The following is an 18,451-nucleotide window of genomic DNA, read 5'->3' on the forward strand; positions in this document are numbered from 1 at the left end:
CAGGAGCAAGAGCAGGAGCAAGAGCAGGAGCAAGAGCAGGAGCAAGAGCAGGAGCAAGAGCAGGAGCGATTCCCGCCTGCGCGGGAATGACAAGCTTAAAAAGCCCCGAAGCCCCAAAGCCCAAAGGCGTTCCTCCTTTGGCTCCCGTTTGGCCGATAATCCAGCCATGAGCATTCGCGAACTGACCCCGGAACTGGCACGTGCCCGCCAAGCAGATGGCGCATTGCTGATCGACGTGCGCGAGGCGCACGAGCGGGCAGGGGGCATGGCCGAAGGTGCCATCGGCATTGCAAAGGCGGAGCTGCTTGCCAGCCCTGCGTTGCACCTGCCGGCACCCGAGCGCGAGATCCTGCTGATCTGCCAGAGCGGCAAGCGTTCTGCGGACGCCGCACAAGCGCTGCAGGATGCCGGCTTCACCAATCTGTCTTCGGTAAGTGGTGGCACAGTTGCCTGGCGGACCGCAGGCCTACCCCTGGTTCAGCCCATGCTGGATGCGGGTGAGCGCGATTTCTATGACCGCTACTCGCGGCATCTGCTGCTGCCGCAGGTGGGCGAAGCGGGCCAGCGCCGCTTGCAGCAATCGCGGGTGTTGCTGCTGGGCGCTGGTGGCCTGGGGGCGCCGGCGGCGTTCTACCTGGCTGCAGCCGGGGTAGGGCGGCTGCGCATCGTCGATGACGACGTGGTCGAGCGCAGCAACCTGCAACGGCAGATCGTCCATACCGACGCGAGCTTGGGGACGGCGAAGGTGGACTCCGCGCGACAGCGCCTGACGGCGCTGAACCCGCACATCGAGGTGGAGGCGATCGCTGAGCGCGTCACCTCGGCCAATGTCGATGTCCTGTTGCAGGGGGTGGACGTGGTGCTGGACGGCTCGGACAACTTCCCGCTGCGCTACCTGCTAAATGACGCCTGCATCAAGCACGCCAAGCCGCTGGTGTATGCGGCCATCGAGCGTTTTGATGGGCAGGTGAGTGTGTTCGATGCGGGCCGCCAACGCGGTGTCGCACCGTGCTACCGCTGTCTGTTCCCGGAGCCACCGCCGCCTGAATTCGCGCCCAACTGTTCCGAGGCCGGGGTGCTGGGTGTACTGCCGGGGCTGGCCGGGGTCATGCAGGCAACCGAGGTGCTGAAGCTGCTGCTGGATATCGGCGAACCGTTGACGGGGCGTCTGCTGCGTTTCGATGCCCTGCAGATGCGATTCCGCGAGACCCGCGTGCACGCCGATCCTGCCTGCACGTTGTGCGCGCCTGGCGTGCCGTTTCCGGGGTATATCGACTACGCGGCATTCTGTTCGCATTCGCCATGAGTGGAATGACGCAGATGCAGGCCGGTTCTGCACGCATTTTGCTTTATCGTGCGCCTAGACGATTACAAGGCGGTGCGGCATGGCAGCGGAGTCCTCACAGGAACTGGTAAAGGTAGTTGCGCTGCTTGGCGCTGCAGTGGTCGCTGTTCCCTTGTTCAGGCGGCTCGGTCTGGGTTCGGTGTTGGGCTACTTCGTCGCCGGCTTGGCCATTGGGCCGTTTGGCTTCGGTTGGTTCTCCGATCCGCAGGCGATCTTGCATGTGGCTGAGTTGGGCGTGGTGATGTTCCTGTTCGTGATCGGCCTGGAAATGCGCCCGTCGCATCTTTGGAGCCTGCGCGGCGAGATCTTCGGGCTGGGCACGGCCCAGATTGTTACCTGTGCGGTAGTGCTGACCGGCGTCGCAATGCTGTTCGGCTACCGCCCGCAGATCGCCTTCATCGCTGCCGCTGGTTTTGTACTGACCTCTACCGCAGTGGTGATGCAGTTGCTCGGGGAGCGCGGCGACCTGACGCTGCCGTCCGGACAGAAGATCGTCTCCATCCTGCTGTTTGAAGACTTGCTGATCGTGCCGTTGCTGGCCGTGGTGGCTTGGATGGCGCCGGCGCAGGTTGGTGCGCACGAAGGCTCGCGTTGGGCGAGCATCGCCATCGGTGCGGGAGCCATCGTTGGACTGGTGCTGGTGGGCCGCTATCTGCTCAACCCCCTGTTCCGCATCCTTGCTGCCGCCAAGGCGCGCGAGGTGATGACGGCGGCCGCCTTGCTGGTGGTGTTGGGGGCGGCATTGCTGATGCAGCTGGGTGGGCTGTCGATGGCGATGGGGGCGTTCCTGGCCGGTGTACTGCTGTCCGAATCCACCTTCCGCCATCAGATCGAGGCGGATATCGAGCCCTTCCGCGGCATCCTGCTCGGCCTGTTCTTCCTCAGCGTCGGCATGGCCTTGGATCTGTCGGTGGTTGCGGCCAACTGGAAGGTGATCGCGCTGCTGGTGCCTGCAATGATGCTGGCCAAGGCGATCTGCATTTACGGTGTGGCGCGGGTGATGGGCAGTGACCACCGGCAGGCGCTGGATCGCGGCGTACTGATGGCGCAGGGCGGCGAGTTCGCCTTCGTGTTGTTTGCCGCCGCTGCCACCACCGGCGTGATCGATGCCAAGGTCAACGCCAACCTCACCGCGGTGGTGGTGCTGTCGATGGCGCTGACGCCGTTGTGCATGCTGGTGTATCGGCTGCTGGTGAAGGAAGGTGAGGTCTCGACCGATGGCGTGGATGCGGCCGACGGACTCAGTGGTAGCGTCCTGGTGATTGGTTTCGGTCGCTTCGGCCAGGTCTCCAGCCAATCACTGCTGGCGCGCGACGTGGACGTGACCATCATCGACAACGATATCGAGATGATCCGCAGCGCCAGCCGTTTCGGCTTCAAGATCTATTACGGTGATGGCACGCGATTGGACGTGCTGCGCGCCTCCGGTGCCGAAACCGCACGCGCGATTGCGGTCTGCATCGATGATCGTGCTGCCGCGGATCGCATCGTCGAGCTGGTGCGTCACGAGTTCCCGCTGGCCAAGCTGCTGGTGCGCTCGTTCGACCGTGAGCATTCGTTGTCGTTGATACATGCCGGGGTGGATTTCCAGATCCGCGAAACATTCGAATCGGCGGTGGAATTCGGGCGTGCGGCACTGATGCAGCTGGGTGTGGATGAGGACGAGGCCGATGTGGTCGCGCGCGAGATCCGCCGCCGTGACGCTGAGCGCTTCGAGCTGGAAATGGCCGGCGGCGGGCTGCAGGCGGACACCGGGCTGATGTACCGCAATACGCCCGGTGCGCCGACGCCGACGCCGTTCACGACCCCGCGGCGTGAAGCGCGTCCGCTCAATCCTGACGCCATTGCCGGCGCCGGGGAGCCGGCCGCTGCCGATCCAGGCGGGGCGCCGGGGTCATGACAAGGTGTGGCGATGGCCGGAATCAGGGACAATAGCCGCCCCCGTGTTCACCGCCATGCCCCATGACTGTCCTCGCCGACGCCTCCACGCAGACCTCCCGCATCCTTGATGGCCGCCGCATCGCCGAGGAACTGCTCGACGATTTGAAGGTGCGCGTCGATGCCCGCCTGGCCGCTGGCGGCGCCCGGCCCGGTCTGGCCGTGGTGCTGGTAGGCGGCGACCCGGCGTCCTCGGTATACGTGCGCAACAAGCGCCGTGCCGCCGAGAAAGTCGGCATCGAGGCCTTTGACTACGACCTGCCGGAAGGTACCAGCGAGGCCCAGTTGCTGGAGCTGATCGACCAGCTCAACGCGGATCCCAAGATCCACGGCATCCTGATCCAGCTGCCATTGCCGGGCATTCCCGATGCCAACCGCCTGATCCAGCGCATCGACCCGCGCAAGGACGTGGACGGCTTCCACCCGCAGAACGTGGGTCACCTGGTTCTCCGCGAATTCGGCCTGCGGCCGTGCACCCCGCGTGGCATCACCACGCTGCTCGGCCATACCGACCAGCCGGTACGCGGCCGCAATGCCACCATCGTCGGTGTCAGCAACCATGTCGGCCGGCCGATGGGCTTGGAACTGTTGATCGCCGGTTGCACGGTGACCAGCTGCCACAAGTTCACCCCCAAGGACGTGCTGGAACAGGCCGTACGCAACGCCGACATCCTGGTCGTCGCGGTTGGTATTCCGCAGCTGATTCCGGGTGAATGGGTGAAGCCGGGTGCCGTGGTGATCGATGTCGGCATCAACCGCCTGGATGATGGCCGCCTGGTCGGCGATGTCGGCTTCGATGCAGCAGCGCAGCGGGCCAGCTGGATCACCCCGGTGCCGGGTGGCGTTGGCCCGATGACGGTTGCCACGCTGATGCAGAATACGATCGAAGCGGCCGAGGCCAGCGCCGAAGGTATGAAGTTCTAAGGCCCTGTAGTGCCGAGCCATGCTCGGCAGGGGCTTTCCCGGCACAGCATGAATGTAGCGCCGAGCCATGCTCGGCAGGGGCTTTCCCGGCACAGCATGAATGTAGTGCCGAGCCATGCTCGGCAGGGGCTTTCCCGGTACAGCATGAATGTAGCGCCGAGCCATGCTCGGCAAGGGGCTTTCCCGGCGCAGCATCAGCGTAGTGCCGAGCCATGCTCGGCAGAGGCTTTCCTCGTACAGAATCAATGTAGTGCTGAGCCATGCTCGGCAAGGGGCCTTCCCGGTAATGCCCCTGCCGAGCATGGCTCGGCACTACAGTCCGTGGTCCCTGAACACCTCCCCGCCAGCGCGACACTGCGTCGCACTTGCCCCCTGACATCGGCGGGCAAATAAGGGTAAAATGTCGCGCTTCCCCACATCTACCGGGCACGCCGATGCTGCGCATCCAGGCTGAAGCACTAACGTACGATGACGTTTCCCTCGTCCCCGCTCACTCCATCGTTCTGCCTAAGGACGTTGACCTCGGCACGCGGCTGACGCGCGACCTGCGGTTGAAGTTGCCGATCGTCTCGGCCGCCATGGATACCGTCACTGAAGCCCGCCTGGCGATCGCCATGGCCCAGATCGGCGGCATCGGCATCCTGCACAAGAACCTGACCGTCGAGCAGCAAGCTGCCGAAGTGGCCAAGGTCAAGAAGTTCGAATCCGGCGTCATCCGCGACCCGATCACCGTTGGTCCGGAAACCACGATCCGTGACGTGCTGGCCCTGACCCAGGCGCACAACATCTCCGGCGTGCCGGTGGTCGGCAGCGACGGCCTGCTGGCCGGCATCGTTACCCACCGTGACATGCGCTTCGAGACCGAGCTGGACGATCCGGTTCGCCACATCATGACCAAGAAGGATCGCCTGGTCACGGTGAAGGAAGGCGCGGCCTCGGACGAAGTCCTGTCGCTGCTGCACAAGAACCGCATCGAAAAAGTCCTGGTGGTCAACGACGCGTTTGAACTGCGCGGCCTGATCACGGTCAAGGACATCCAGAAGAAGACCGACAACCCCAACGCTGCCAAGGACGCCGCAACGCGCCTGCTGGTTGGCGCCGCGGTTGGCGTTGGTGGTGATACCGACCGCCGCGTCGAAGCGCTGGTTGCTGCCGGCGTTGACGTGCTGGTGGTGGACACCGCGCACGGCCATTCGCAGGGCGTTCTGGATCGCGTGCGCTGGGTAAAGAAGAACTTCCCGAACGTACAGGTCATCGGCGGCAACATCTGCACCGGCGAGGCCGCGCTGGCCCTGCTCGACAGCGGCGCCGATGCGGTCAAGGTTGGCATCGGCCCCGGCTCGATCTGCACCACGCGCGTTGTCGCGGGTGTTGGCGTGCCGCAGGTCACCGCGATCGACCTGGTTGCCGAAGCGCTGCAGGATCGCATTCCGCTGATCGCCGACGGTGGCATCCGTTACTCCGGCGACATCGGCAAGGCGCTGGCCGCTGGCGCGTCAACGGTGATGATCGGTGGCCTGCTCGCAGGTACCGAAGAGTCGCCGGGCGAAACCGAATTGTTCCAGGGCCGCTCCTACAAGAGCTACCGTGGCATGGGTTCGCTGGCTGCGATGGAGAAGGGTTCCAAGGACCGCTACTTCCAGGACGCCGCCACCGCCGACAAGCTGGTGCCGGAAGGCATCGAAGGCCGCGTGCCGTACCGCGGTCCGGTTGGCGGCATCATCCATCAGCTCATCGGTGGCCTGCGCGCGACCATGGGTTATGTGGGCTGCGCCACCATCGAAGAAATGCGCACCAAGCCGAACTTCGTCAAGATCAGCGGTGCCGGCCAACGTGAGAGCCACGTCCACGACGTGCAGATCACCAAAGAGCCGCCGAACTACCGCGCTTGAAGCGGGAGTGAGTGAAGAGGAGTGAGGAGCAAGAACAAGCTCCGAGCTCCTCTTCTTCTATACAGCGCCGGCGCTGCCGCATTTTCTCACTTGTCACTCCCGTCTACTCACTTCTCGCACATGACCAACATCCATAACGACAAGATCCTCATCCTCGATTTCGGCGCACAGTACACGCAGCTGATCGCGCGCCGCATCCGCGAGTTCGGTGTGTACTGCGAGATCTGGGCATGGGACCACGATCCGGCCGAGATCGCCGCCTTTGGCGCCAAGGGCATCATCCTGTCCGGCGGCCCGGAGACCACCACGCTGCCCGGCGCGCCGGCCGCGCCGCAGGAAGTGTTCGACAGCGGCCTGCCGCTGCTGGGCATCTGCTACGGCCTGCAGACCATGGCCAAGCAGTTGGGCGGTGGCACTGAAGCCGCTGACCAGCGCGAGTTCGGTCACGCCGAGGTCAAGCTGCTCGGCAACGACGCGCTACTGGGCGGCCTGTCCGACCACAACGGCGAGCCGCGCCTGGACGTGTGGATGAGCCACGGCGACCACGTCACCCACGTGCCGCCGGGCTTCGCCATCACCGCCGTGACCGACCGCATCCCGGTGGCCGCGATGGCCAACGAAGACAAGCGTTGGTACGGGGTGCAGTTCCATCCGGAAGTGACCCACACCAAGCAGGGCTCGGCGCTGCTGAAGCGCTTCGTCACCGAGATCTGCGGCTGCGCCACGCTGTGGACCGCGGCCAACATCATCGACGACCAGATCGCCCGCGTGCGTGAGCAGGTTGGCAGCGATGAGGTGATCCTGGGCCTGTCCGGCGGCGTTGATTCCTCGGTGGTCGCAGCGCTGCTGCACAAGGCCATCGGCACCCAGCTGACCTGCGTGTTCGTCGACACCGGCCTGCTGCGTTTCCAGGAAGGCGACCAGGTCATGCAGATGATGGCCGAGAACATGGGCGTCAAGGTCGTGCGCGTGAATGCGGCCGACCGTTACTTCAAGGCCCTGGAAGGCGTCAGCGACCCGGAAGCCAAGCGCAAGATCATCGGCAACCTGTTCGTCGAGATCTTCGATGAAGAGTCGAACAAGCTGAGCAATGCCAAGTGGCTGGCACAGGGCACCATCTATCCGGACGTGATCGAGTCGGCCGGCAGCAAGACCGGCAAGGCCCACGTCATCAAGAGCCACCACAACGTGGGCGGCCTGCCGGAAGACATGAAGCTCAAGCTGGTCGAGCCGCTGCGCGAGCTGTTCAAGGACGAAGTGCGTCGCCTCGGCGTCGAGCTCGGCCTGCCGCGCACCATGGTTTACCGGCATCCGTTCCCGGGCCCGGGCCTGGGCGTGCGCATCCTCGGCGAAGTGAAGCGCGAGTACGCCGAGCTGCTGGGCAAGGCCGATGCGATCTTCATCGAAGAGCTGCGTGCCGCCGATCTGTACGACAAGACCAGCCAGGCCTTCGCCGTGTTCCTGCCGGTCAAGTCGGTGGGTGTGGTGGGCGATGCACGTGCCTATGAGTGGGTGATCGCACTGCGTGCGGTCGAGACCATCGACTTCATGACCGCGCATTGGGCGCACCTGCCGTACGACTTCCTCGGCCGCGTCTCCAACCGCATCATCAACGAACTGCGTGGCGTCTCGCGCGTGGTTTACGACATCTCCGGCAAGCCGCCGGCGACGATCGAGTGGGAATGATGCAGCGCTGAGGTGTCAACGTAGAACAGGCGAGGGCGTTGATGCAGATCGACGCCCTTGCTGTTTCCAGGTAGGTATCAGCGGAACGTAACGTCGACGGTTGCCGTTGCCGAGAATGGCCCGAGTTTGGCGTTGTCGCCTATCCAGATCAACGAGGCGAGGAAATCGTAGTTCATCAAGGCGTTGTTGACGGGCCCCAGTGGCATCGACTGCTTGAACTGGATGAAGCGTCCCGGCATATCCGCCCGGGATATCGCAATGCCGAATCCACCATTCAGTTTGGGCAGGATCAGGCTCCCGTCCTTGACGCTGTTGAGCGTGCTGATCGATGCAACCAGCATCTGATTGCTGCATTCGTTGCCGGACCCGGGTTGGGTCATGTCGACCTGGATCTGGAAAGGAACCTGTGCCTGGATGGCGCCATTGTTGATGTCCGCAACCGGGATGCGGCCGAAGTTCACGGTGTTTCCCGCGTTTCCAATCACGGAGATGGTTGGATTGCAGGCAATGAAGTGGATCTGCCCAAGCCCGGAGATGCCGGCGCGGAAATTTGAGTTTGGCGAGGTGTTCAAGCCGCCCTCACCATCGACCTGGAAAAGATCGTAGACGCCGTGGTTAATGATGTGTCCGCTCGGAGGCGGTGGGCTGCCGGTTGCCTTGATGTAGACGGAAAAGGTGACATTGAGCATCAATGACGTGGCGCATTTCTTTGCCTTGGAATGGTTCCAGTACATCTTGCAGTTCTGGCGGTTCGCCGGTGGCGTGGTGCCTTTGCCCACCCGCATTCTCGGGTTGCCTCCGTCGATCTTGTGGTCCACGTGTTTGATGGTCACGCCAACCTCGATGGAAGGGTGGATTCGGGCAACCGTCCTGTCCGGGTCCCAGTAGAAGAATGCATCCTCACCTTGCGGCGCACCCTGTGCGTCCACGCAACGGAAACCTACGGTGTAATCCTCCGATCGCCACAGCAGTCGGCCGCGGACGGCGTCGCCCTTTGAAATGGTGATCTCATCAAGCAAGGGGATGACCTGGTTGACCGATTCGGTCATGGCGTCCTTGCAGGACAGTGCCCAGGCGAGGTTGGGCAGCGCAGGCAGGAGCAATAGTGCCGTCAGTGCGCGGAACAGGAAATTCTTCATCGTCAGTCTTTGATTGATTGGCCTGGAGGAAGGCAGTGCAGTTCAATGTGGCGGTAGCCGGGCAGCGTTCTGTCAGCTTCCAGGGTTTGCGCAGGGCCTAGCTGCATCTCGCAGCGCTGGTCAGGTTTGACGCCCCAGCGGACGGAGAGGCGTTCGCCTGGGTGCACGCCACTGACGAAGATCTCGCCGTTGGGGCCGGCGATGCCACGGCCAAGTCCATCGTTGCCGAATACCGTCGCTCCCAAGGGAACGCGGATGTCCTCGATCAGGATGGGGTGGATCATCACGCTGAGGCCGCGCCGCGTTTCAAAGTCAACGCGCGCCAGCGCACCACGGGTCGGGACGATGTTCCTGGAGATCCTGCTGGCATCGATATCGGCACCGAGATCATCGGTGCGCAGGGCGACATGATTCAGGCGATAGGCGCTGATGCCGCTGACCAGGCCGTAGCCGCGGCGGTCGAGGCGGACCCCGGATTGGTTCTCCAGGCCAAGCCCTGCGCCGTCGCGTGCGTGTACCAGCACGTTGGTCCGGTGCAGTGATTGCGCAAACGTCAGGCCGTCGCGGTGCAGTACCCAGCCGCCGCGCAGCCCCCAATTGATCTGCGAATAGGCCGATGCATGGGTGGCGCCGATGGTGGCGACTCCCTTGCTGCCGGCGTAGCGCAGGTTGGCCGAACCAACATTGCCGGCGTCGGTTTTGCCAACGCTGACGCCGTAACTCAGGCGATCACGGTCCAGCAAGGTGCCATTGATGCCGGATTGATAGCTGGCACCGCCATAACGGGAATGGCTGTAGGAGGCAGAACCACTGGTGCGGCGCGGCCCCAGCCTATCCAGCGGAAGCGACAAGGTCAGGCCGAAAGAGCGGTCGGCGTGACGATAGCGGCCCTGACTATGACGGAAGAAGGTGCCGAAATTGACTGCGCCAATTTGCCCGTTCAGGCCCAACTGCAGTTCGCGCTCACGCGTGTTGGTTCCCCAGTAGTTCTGGTTGTTGTAGCTGGCGCTGAGTGAGTAGGTATCGGAGATGCGTTGGTTCAACGCGATCTCAAGGCGGTTGCGCTTGTTGTGGAAGCGCTGGCTACGGATCGGGTGTTGCTGGGGTTGCTGCCATGCAGTGGGAAAATCCGAAGCGGCTACCGGGTCCTCGTAACTGGTTTCATAGTAGCCATGCTGCCACTGCGCATGTTCCGCCGAGGCATCGCTGAAGTCGTAATAGCCGGAGGTGGAATAGCGATGACCCACCAGGCGAAACTCGGTACCGTGCGTATTCAAGGATTTTGAATACAGGAACCGGACGCTCTGGCCGCTGCTGGTCCCGCCTTGCGCCAGGCGGGTGCGGGCATGGCTTATGTCGATGGATGCCGATCCAAGCCGGCCAAGGCTTTGTGCCGCGCCCAGGGCTACAGCGCTGTATTGTTCCGATAACAGCAGGCCTGCATACGGGGTGATGTCCGAGGCCAGGCCCTTGGCGGCACTCGCCTGCACAAAGCGCGGCCGGTAGTGCTCGTAGCCATTGCGGAGCTCGCCTGCGCTGAGTTCGTAATGGAACAGGCCGGGCCGGAGCATTGTCTCCACGGCAGAAAACGATTGCTTGTAACGTTGTCGCGAGCCGTCGGCCTCGATGATCGAGACATCCAGTTCGCCGCTGAGGCGGTTTGGGACGATGTCGTCGATCTGGAAGGCCCCGGGGGCGACGTTCAACGCGTGGATGAGACGCCCGTCCTGGCGTACCTCGACGCGCGCGGCGCTGGCGGCTACGCCGCGTACAACCGGCGCGTAGCTGCGCTGGCTGTAGGGGAGCATCTCGTCGTCGTTGGAAATCTGCGCACCGCGAAAGCGGATGCTGTCGAATACACCATACGCGGTGTAGGTATCACCCAGCACCAACCGGCTGTGCGAGGAACCCAGGTCGGTTTCGGCAAGAAAGCCCTGGCTCCTCCAGCGGGTGGTCTTGTTTCCATTGCTGCGGTTGGCGCTGGCGGTATGGCGGAACCGCCACATGCCGGCGTTGAGCGTGCTGTTTACCGAAGCAAAGAAGTAGTTGTCACGACCTTGCTGCCGTTGTTTGTTGTGCGCGCCGCTCAGCGCATAGTCGATCAGCAAGGCATTGATGCCCTGGTCGCGCAATGCACGAGGGATGTGGCCGCGGGGCAGATTGATCAGATTCACCTGCGGTATGCGCAGATCAAGGCGCTGCTGGTTGCCGTTGTAGCTAAGCCCTGCATCCACGATGCGGGTTGCCAGTGGTTGGCAGGCATCCGCCGCTGCATCGGCGTGTGCAAGATCCACCCCCCAGCGGGTGAGCTGGGCATGGCTGAGGCAGGGCTCGGCCTGACCGGTCGCGGCCATCGTGAAAGTGACATCTTCACGTGCCACTTCATTGCCGTTGAGGTAGACCGCGAACGGGTAGGTGCCGGGGAGGATTGCACCCGGACTGGACAGCGCGGCGACATCGCGTTGATCGGTGTTGCCGCGCAGGAAGTCCAGATTGAACTGTGGGGAAGCAAGCGCGCCGCCAATTCCCAGCGCATTGAAGGCGACAGCCAAGGGTGCCAGGCGCGGGACGCGGCGGGCGCGCCGCTTCGTATCAGGGATGGGGCCGAGCATGATGGAAATCGCGAAGTGGATCGGAGAGCGGTTCAGCGCTGGATGGCGACATCGGTGACATCGGTGATGCCGCCGTAGTCGTTGATGTAGCCAAAGCGGAGCATCTGCGCGTCGGCCAGCTTGAGCTTTGACAGGGGCACCGACTGCGTTTGGCCCGGAGCGATCATGTCCAGGTCGATTTCACTGCCAATGCCGGCAGTGCTCAGCCCTTGCAGATGCGCGAAAGTGATATGCAGCGGACTATCGTTGCGAACCTGCAGTTGCTGGCCATCAATGCGCCACTGCAGCTCGCGGCTGGCCTGGTCCAGCGTGGTATCCAGGTCGGCCGGTCGGTAGAACAGCTTGATGCGGGTGCGGATGGCCACCTGCAGGACGTTCTCCGTGTCCGCGCTCGGCGGAATCTCCTGGACATTGATCCATAGCAGGGATTCCCGGTCCTCGGGCAAACCGGTTCCTGCGTAGATCATACGGACGACGGCTTGTTCGCCAGCGGCCAACTGCATCAGCGGCGGCGTGATCACCATCGGCAGGTCTCGCATGGGCAGGGTGTCCTCGCCCTGATCCAGCCATGTTTGGACCAGATAGGGCAATGCACTCTTGTTGGCCAGCGTGACGGCAGCGGAGGCTGACTTAGCGTCATAGATGACGCGGGTGGCCTGCACCTGCACTGCCGCATGGACGGCCGCGGGAAAGGAAAGGATGAAAAGCAGGGGCAACAAGAAGGACCATCGCGCTGGCGGAAGGCCGCGGGCGGGCAGTGAAGTCATTGGGGTTTCGATAGCGGGTGGGTGCAGGTGATCACGGCGTTAGCCGAATGCAGGGCCGACAACGCTGGGTGCGTCATCAGCCCTGCGGCATGGATCAGCGGTACTCGATCGAGAAGGTCGAGTTGGCGTCAGCGACGCCGGCGCGAACTTTCTTTTCGTAGGACTTGTAGCGTGCCTTCAGGTTGACGGTGGCCTTGCCATCAGCGTTGACGGTTACCAGGGCCGGATCAGCCAGTTCCTGGTTGATCGGGAACACCTTGTCCTGGTTGTCGAGGATCTCGATGCCGACGCCTCCGGCCTTGCTCACCGACAGCAGCTCCGGATGGCCGGTTGGCGTGGTGCCGTCAAAGCGAAGCGTGTAGGTGCCTGCTTTGCAGTTCTCCATGGTGATATCAAAGCTCTTGGGCGCGGAGACGTCGCCGGCTTCCTTGAACAAGGTGGTCGGGAAGGTGCCGATCGTGACCGTCTGGTTTGCGCTTGCGGTGCTGACGTCACAGGTGGACTGGACGATCTCGCCCTTGAAGGTGACCGTGCCCGATGCGGCCTGTGCAGCCGGAGCGAGCAGGCCGGAAAGTGCCAGGGACAGTGCGGTGGCTTTGAAGAGGGAGGGAAGGGTGGAGATCATCTGGGTTTCCTATTCATTTGGGGGATGTATGCCGACACTTCTCGTAGCCAAGCGTTGGCGTGTGGACGAACCGCTGCGATGCCCGCAGAGCGTCAGGACACTGCTCCGGTCGAGGTTGCGGCTGATAGCCATGCGGTTCTGCCAGGAGCCGCACTTCAATGTCGCAGGCGGTGGTTGGGTCATGCTGTTTGCGGCATGACGGTTGGGGAGACCCGCTCCAGGTATGGCAAGCGAGCGCGTTGGTGAAGCCGCTGTTTCTGAAGCTGCGCAATGCGTCGCGGAGAACTGGGAGCCCATGAGCGTCACTGTGCGACAGGCGCTTCACCCTCCGTGGTGCAGGTCGTGCGTGAGCTGCATGTGGAAGGTGATACCTGCACTGTTGGATTTCCGACACCCTGGCGTTGCGCTGTTGGCCGCCAGCCGAATGCATCGGCGATGCCAGGGTGCCAGCGGGTTGCACGTGAACCGCGATTGCCGACGAGGGGGTAATGGGTCGCCGGTTGCGCTTTCGGGCACGTTGCCTGTTTGTTTTCCGTGTGGCCTTGGAGCTTCGAATCAGGTTGGGAAGATTAGGACGGCCAATTGGTTTTGGCTGTAGGTATTTCCCAGCGCATCCGCGGCGAAAAGTGTGTGGCGCAGTTGGGAATTAGTGTTGGTCGTGGATGATCTACATCGGCTTGTTTGCCACTCTTCGCGCACATTGCTGGCACGCAGGCCTATGGCTGCGGTAGCCCCCCACGATGCCCGGTTGGTTGCACGCGCGCCTTTCCGCCGGATCCAATCTTCGTTGGATACCGTACGACCGCATTGGTAGGCAGGCCTTGTAGGCACACCAACCTATTCATACTTTGCTGGGAAGGGGAGGGAGTCGCGAATGATTGCACCGCAATCTTTTCCGGATTTGCTGCTGACATGAGCAGCGTGGACACCGTTCTGCACGTATGAAAGTGTGAAATCGATGTGATGGGAATTTGTCGATCGCGTGGGCAAACAGCGATGACGGGTAATACGGAAACGAACACAGGCATCACGCCAGCGATACTGCAAAAGGCCATGTAGTGGTCAGATGCCCCCGGCTACGCAATATGTGTGACTGCCAGACGGCAGGCACGGGACGTGTGAGTGAATGTCGAAACGTGAACGCCGAACGCCGGTGTCGTCCGCAGGCGCGGACTCGGTGCGGATGGGGGTTTTACCTACAGCCTGTCACGCAGCTGAAATCGTTTTCCCGCGTGGCGATCACGACACCTTCTTCACTCCTGAAGCGTTCGTGGTGCTGCATGATGAGCGCGCTGCCTGGGGCCAGGCCGGCAGTGCATCAGGGGGAAGTGCAATGCTTTGGGACGAGGGTGCTCAACCGTCTCCAGGGAGGGGTCGATTGGCGGATCTATATGTGCAGTTGCAGGCAGTGCTGGACGCGCTGCCGCAGATGGCTGCGATGATCCACGATGGCGTGCCCGTGCAGGCCAATCTGCGATGGCGCCAGTTCTTTGGCGATGATGCCGCTTTGGGCAGTTCACGCGAATGGCTGGCACGTGTCCACGTGGGAGAGCGTGGTCAGGCGATCGGTGCGTGGCGAGAGTTCCTGCAGCATGGGCACGCACCAGCGTTCGAGTGTCGTTTGCAGGATGAGTTTGGTGCCGAGCATTGGTTCGAGGTGCGCCTGGGCAGCCCCGGCGCGGAGGTGCCATTGCAGGCAGTGACCATGACCGATGTCAGTGCCAGGCGAAGTCTTCGCCACGCGCTGGAGGAGAGCCTGGACCTGCAGGATCGCATGCTCGATGCAAGCCTGGATTGCATCGCGGTGATAAACATCGATGGCTCGGTGCGTCACATGAATCGTTCCGGCTGCCTGGTGGCCGGTTTGCTGCTGGGTGAGCGAACCTTCGGCATGCAATGGACGGACTTGCTGCCCGCTGCGTTTCAAAAAAAGGGGCAACGTGCGCTTTCGATGGCGGGCAGCGGACGACCTGCGCGTTTTGCCGGACAGACCGGCGCCGAAGGTGCGCAGCCACAGTTCTGGGACAATATTCTCACGCCAATGTTCGATGGGAATGGAGGCGTGAACGGCGTCCTGTGCGTGTCGCGTGATGTCAGCCGACAACAGCAGGCGGAACAACGTCTGCGTATTGCCTGTGAGATTGATGAGCTCACCGGCCTGCCAAACCGGCGTTCGTTCAACCGCAGGCTGCGAAACAGTCTGCAGCGCCAGCGTGGGCGCAGCGGAACGCTGGGCCTGATGATCATCGACCTTGATCATTTCAAACACGTCAATGACACGCTTGGGCACCCCGCGGGTGACCATCTGTTGCGTGTGCTGGCCAAGCGGGTGGCGGCGCAGGTAAGCGGGACGACTACGGTGGCGCGACTGGGGGGGGATGAATTTGCCGTGGTGCTTGAGGATGTTGCCGGCGAAGCCGAACTGCTGCAGATCGCAGGATGCATCAGCTTGTTGGCGGAAAGTTCAGTCACCTACGCGGGGCAGGTGATCAGTACCGGAATGAGCATCGGTTGCGCGCTGTATCCACGTGACGCGCAGGAACCGGCGGAGTTGCTCAAGGCCGCCGATACAGCCTTGAATGACCTCAAGGCCAATGGGCGCGGCGGGGTACGCCTGTACAGCCGGCGATTGATGGCCATCGCCGAGCTTGCGGCGAATCAGCGGTTGAAGGCGCGCCAACTGGTTCGTGATGGTGGCGTGGTGCCGCACTACCAGCCGAAAGTGAACCTGCAGGATGGCCACGTGGTGGGGTACGAGGCTCTGCTGCGCTGGCCCAGTGCCGAAGACAACGCAATGGGAAAAGCCTGCCTGCTCGACGAGGCCTTTCGCGATTACGAGCTGGCCTCGCGGCTGGCGGAGTTGATGCATCTACAGGTATTGGCCGATATCTGCGCGTGGCAGGCACAGGGTCTGCAGGTTCCACCGATAGCGATAAATACCGCGCCGGTGGAATTTCTACGCGATGATTTCGCTGAGACCCTGCTGGAGAAACTGCAACGCTTTGACGTCGACCCGACGCAGATAGAGCTGGAAGTCACCGAACAGGTTCTCACCGACCGTGGTTCTGCCTTCGTTGCGCGTGCGTTGGGGCTGTTGAAAGAGGCGGGCATGCGCATTGCGCTTGATGATTTTGGTACCGGCCATTCTTCGCTGGCACATCTGCGCGACTACCCGATCGATGTGCTCAAGATCGATCGTAGTTTTGTTGCGCGCATGGTGGACGAGCCATCGATACGCGCCATCGTCGAGGCGGTCGGCAAGTTGGGACCCAGTCTGCGTCTGGACCTGGTGGCGGAGGGCGTGGAGAGCGCCAGCCAGCGGCAGATATTGATCGAGGCCGGTTATCGAATTGGCCAGGGATTCCTGTACGACCAAGCTGTCAATGCCTCGCAGGTAGCGCAGCGGTTGCGACGGATGTCGATGGCCTGAATATCAGCGTCCATTGCCGTGCTCGGCTTGCACCAGGCGCAACCATGCCTGCGCCGCTGCGGACAGATAGCCACCGCGGCGCCATGCCAGCACCATCTTCCAGTCCAGCTCAGGCTCATCCAGAGGCACCATCACCACATTCGCGCGCGGGCGGGCGGCGGCGATCATGCGGGGCAACAGGGCGACGCCGAGACCCGCCGCGACCAGCGCTACGATGAAATCCGGTTGGCCGCTGCGGGTGACTTCGCGGGGGCTGAAACCACGTGCCTGGCAGGCACGGATGATATGCCGGTTCAGCAGGAAGCCTTTTTCGAACAGGACGAAGGGGACCTCGGCGAGGTCCTGCAATTGCAGGCTGGCTGCGTTTGCCAAGCTGTGATCGCGAGGCAGCAGGGCAACCAGTGGCTCGGTGCGTACAGGCTGCCACTGCAGGTCATCGGCGACCGGGAGCAGGCTGGCCGCCAGTTCGATTTCGCCGGCTCGCAGGCTCTCTTCCAATGCTTCGCTGCCGCGTTCGAGCACGTGCAGTTCGATCTGCGGATGCAGTTGGCGGAAGCGGGCGAACACCGGCGCAAACAGGATGTCGCTGCCCAATGAGGCCAGGCCCAGGTGCAACTCGCCGCGGCGCAGTCCGCGCAGTTCTTCAAGCTCGCGCAGCATGTCCTGGCGTTCGCCGAGCAGGGCCAAGGCGCGCCGGTAGACGATCTGTCCGGCTGGCGTCAGCCGGACGCCCTGGCGGGAGCGCTCCAGCAACACCTCGCCGATTTCGTCCTCCAACTGGCGGATCGCCTTGCTGATCGTTGGCTGGGTGGCAAACAGGGTCTCGGCCGCGGCCGAGAAGCCATTTTGCCGCACCACTTCCACCAGCATGGAGAGTTGTCTGATGTCCATTCCCAAAAGGAATCCAATGAATGCAGTTAATTCATTTTAATTATGGATCGGCCAGGCGTACATAGAAGGCATGGAAACGTTGATGCTGTTCTGGCGGCGCTGCCGGCTGGGTCTGCGGCGCGGGCTCCGCCGCAGTGCGTGCCTGCAGATTGCTGCGCTTGTGGCGCTCTGGCTGCTGGCAGAGGGATTGGTGCGGCAGCTCGGTTTGCCCGTGCCGGGCGGGATTGTCGGGTTGGGCGCATTGCTGCTGGTGTTTGCCCTGCGCTGGTGGTCGCCGCTGTCGTTTGCGCGGGGTGCGCGCTTGTTGTTGGCGGAGATGCTGTTGTTCTTCATCCCCGCGGCAATGATCCTGCTGGACAACCGCCAGATGTTCGGCTGGCTGGGACTGAAGCTGCTGCTGGTGGTGGTGGGTGGCACCGTGTTGGTCATGGCGACCACTGCCGTTACCGTCGAGCTGTTGTTGCGATGGAGTGGACGTGATGCTCACTGAGATGGTGGTCCGGCCGGCAACGCAATTGCTGTGGCCGTTGTTCTGGGCAATGGCCACTCTGGTCAGCTATCTGTTGGCCAAGCGGCTTTATCAACGTAGCGGCAAGGCATGGGCATCCCCACTGATCAGCGCGCCGCTGGCGTTGTTGGGGTTGGCGTTCCTGCTGCATGCGAGCTATCACGACTATCTGCGTGGTACGCATTGGTTGGTGGCGATGCTGGGACCGGTGACGGTTGCATTCGCGGTGCCCATCCACCAGCAACGGACGCTGATCGCACGGCACTGGAAGGTGCTGGGGGCAGGTGTGCTGGTTGGCAGTGGTGTGGCGATCGCTTCTGCGTGGCTGATGGCGACGGCGTTGCATCTGTCACCGGAACTCAGGTTGAGCCTCGCACCGCGCTCGGTGACCACCCCATTTGCGATGGATGTGTCCGGACGCATTGGTGGCATACCGGAATTGACAGCAGTGTTCGTGATCATCACAGGTATCTGCGGTGCTCTGTGTGGGCAGGTGCTGCTCAAACTGCTGCCGATACGCAGCGCGATGGCGCGTGGTGCGCTGTTTGGCATGGGCGCACACGGCATGGGCGTGGCCAAGGCGCGCGAACTGGGCGAGAGCGAGGGCGCGATCGCCGGGCTGGTGATGGTGATGGCTGGGGTGTTGAATGTCGCCGCGGCGCCGTTGCTGGTGCTGCTGTTGCAGGCCTGAAAC

Annotated in this window: 13 protein-coding genes; 8 read left to right on the top strand and 5 right to left on the bottom strand. The window is 62.8% G+C overall.

Annotated elements, in window-relative coordinates; translation table 11 throughout:
• The first annotated feature begins 166 nt into the window (after positions 1 to 166).
• The 5 genes from moeB to guaA all read left to right on the top strand — a co-directional run bounded on the left by moeB (position 167) and on the right by guaA (position 7,785).
• Positions 167 to 1,306 (top strand): molybdopterin-synthase adenylyltransferase MoeB, encoded by a 1,140-nt coding sequence (moeB, locus tag RT131_RS07465; protein WP_313171666.1) that lies wholly within the window; start codon positions 167 to 169, stop codon positions 1,304 to 1,306.
• 79 nt (positions 1,307 to 1,385) lie between these two features.
• Positions 1,386 to 3,245, top strand: coding sequence for a monovalent cation:proton antiporter-2 (CPA2) family protein (locus tag RT131_RS07470; protein WP_313171668.1), 1,860 nt, complete (start codon positions 1,386 to 1,388; stop codon positions 3,243 to 3,245).
• 62 nt (positions 3,246 to 3,307) lie between these two features.
• Positions 3,308 to 4,207, top strand: coding sequence for a bifunctional methylenetetrahydrofolate dehydrogenase/methenyltetrahydrofolate cyclohydrolase FolD (gene folD / locus RT131_RS07475; RefSeq protein WP_313171670.1), 900 nt, complete (start codon positions 3,308 to 3,310; stop codon positions 4,205 to 4,207).
• 434 nt (positions 4,208 to 4,641) lie between these two features.
• Positions 4,642 to 6,099, top strand: coding sequence for an IMP dehydrogenase (gene guaB, locus RT131_RS07480; protein WP_313171672.1), 1,458 nt, complete (start codon positions 4,642 to 4,644; stop codon positions 6,097 to 6,099).
• 120 nt (positions 6,100 to 6,219) lie between these two features.
• Positions 6,220 to 7,785 (top strand): glutamine-hydrolyzing GMP synthase, encoded by a 1,566-nt coding sequence (gene guaA / locus RT131_RS07485; protein WP_313171674.1) that lies wholly within the window; start codon positions 6,220 to 6,222, stop codon positions 7,783 to 7,785.
• Between the two features lie 77 nt (positions 7,786 to 7,862).
• Here the strand turns inward: guaA and RT131_RS07490 are convergent, their stop codons facing one another.
• From RT131_RS07490 to RT131_RS07505, 4 genes are all read right to left on the bottom strand, one after another.
• Complete coding sequence (locus RT131_RS07490; protein WP_313171676.1) at positions 7,863 to 8,924, bottom strand: fimbrial protein; 1,062 nt, start codon at positions 8,922 to 8,924, stop codon at positions 7,863 to 7,865.
• A 2-nt stretch (positions 8,925 to 8,926) separates the two neighbouring features.
• A complete protein-coding gene (locus RT131_RS07495) occupies positions 8,927 to 11,536 on the bottom strand; it encodes a fimbria/pilus outer membrane usher protein (protein ID WP_313171678.1) in 2,610 nt (869 codons plus the stop codon).
• Positions 11,537 to 11,568: 32 nt separating this feature from the next.
• Positions 11,569 to 12,252 (bottom strand): molecular chaperone, encoded by a 684-nt coding sequence (locus RT131_RS07500; RefSeq protein ID WP_313171680.1) that lies wholly within the window; start codon positions 12,250 to 12,252, stop codon positions 11,569 to 11,571.
• Positions 12,253 to 12,397: 145 nt separating this feature from the next.
• Complete coding sequence (locus RT131_RS07505; protein ID WP_313171682.1) at positions 12,398 to 12,928, bottom strand: fimbrial protein; 531 nt, start codon at positions 12,926 to 12,928, stop codon at positions 12,398 to 12,400.
• 1,378 nt (positions 12,929 to 14,306) lie between these two features.
• Here RT131_RS07505 and RT131_RS07510 point away from each other — a divergent pair.
• Positions 14,307 to 16,358: an EAL domain-containing protein gene (locus RT131_RS07510; protein ID WP_313171683.1), complete on the top strand. Its 2,052-nt coding sequence runs from the start codon at positions 14,307 to 14,309 to the stop codon at positions 16,356 to 16,358.
• Between the two features lie 3 nt (positions 16,359 to 16,361).
• Here RT131_RS07510 and RT131_RS07515 read toward each other — a convergent pair whose 3' ends face one another.
• Positions 16,362 to 17,249, bottom strand: a complete 888-nt coding sequence (locus RT131_RS07515; protein WP_313171684.1) for a LysR family transcriptional regulator — start codon at positions 17,247 to 17,249, stop codon at positions 16,362 to 16,364.
• 70 nt (positions 17,250 to 17,319) lie between these two features.
• Between RT131_RS07515 and RT131_RS07520 the strand changes: the two genes are divergently transcribed.
• Together RT131_RS07520 and RT131_RS07525 are read left to right on the top strand one after the other, a co-directional pair.
• Positions 17,320 to 17,739, top strand: a complete 420-nt coding sequence (locus RT131_RS07520) for a CidA/LrgA family protein (RefSeq protein WP_313171686.1) — start codon at positions 17,320 to 17,322, stop codon at positions 17,737 to 17,739.
• Positions 17,729 to 18,448 carry an LrgB family protein gene (locus RT131_RS07525; RefSeq protein ID WP_313171688.1) on the top strand — a complete coding sequence of 240 codons (720 nt, stop codon included), beginning with the start codon at positions 17,729 to 17,731 and terminating at the stop codon, positions 18,446 to 18,448. Before RT131_RS07520 ends, RT131_RS07525 begins: the two co-directional genes overlap by 11 nt.
• Positions 18,449 to 18,451 lie beyond the last annotated feature (3 nt).

Source organism: Stenotrophomonas sp. (assembly GCF_032066555.1).
GTDB lineage: Bacteria > Pseudomonadota > Gammaproteobacteria > Xanthomonadales > Xanthomonadaceae > Stenotrophomonas.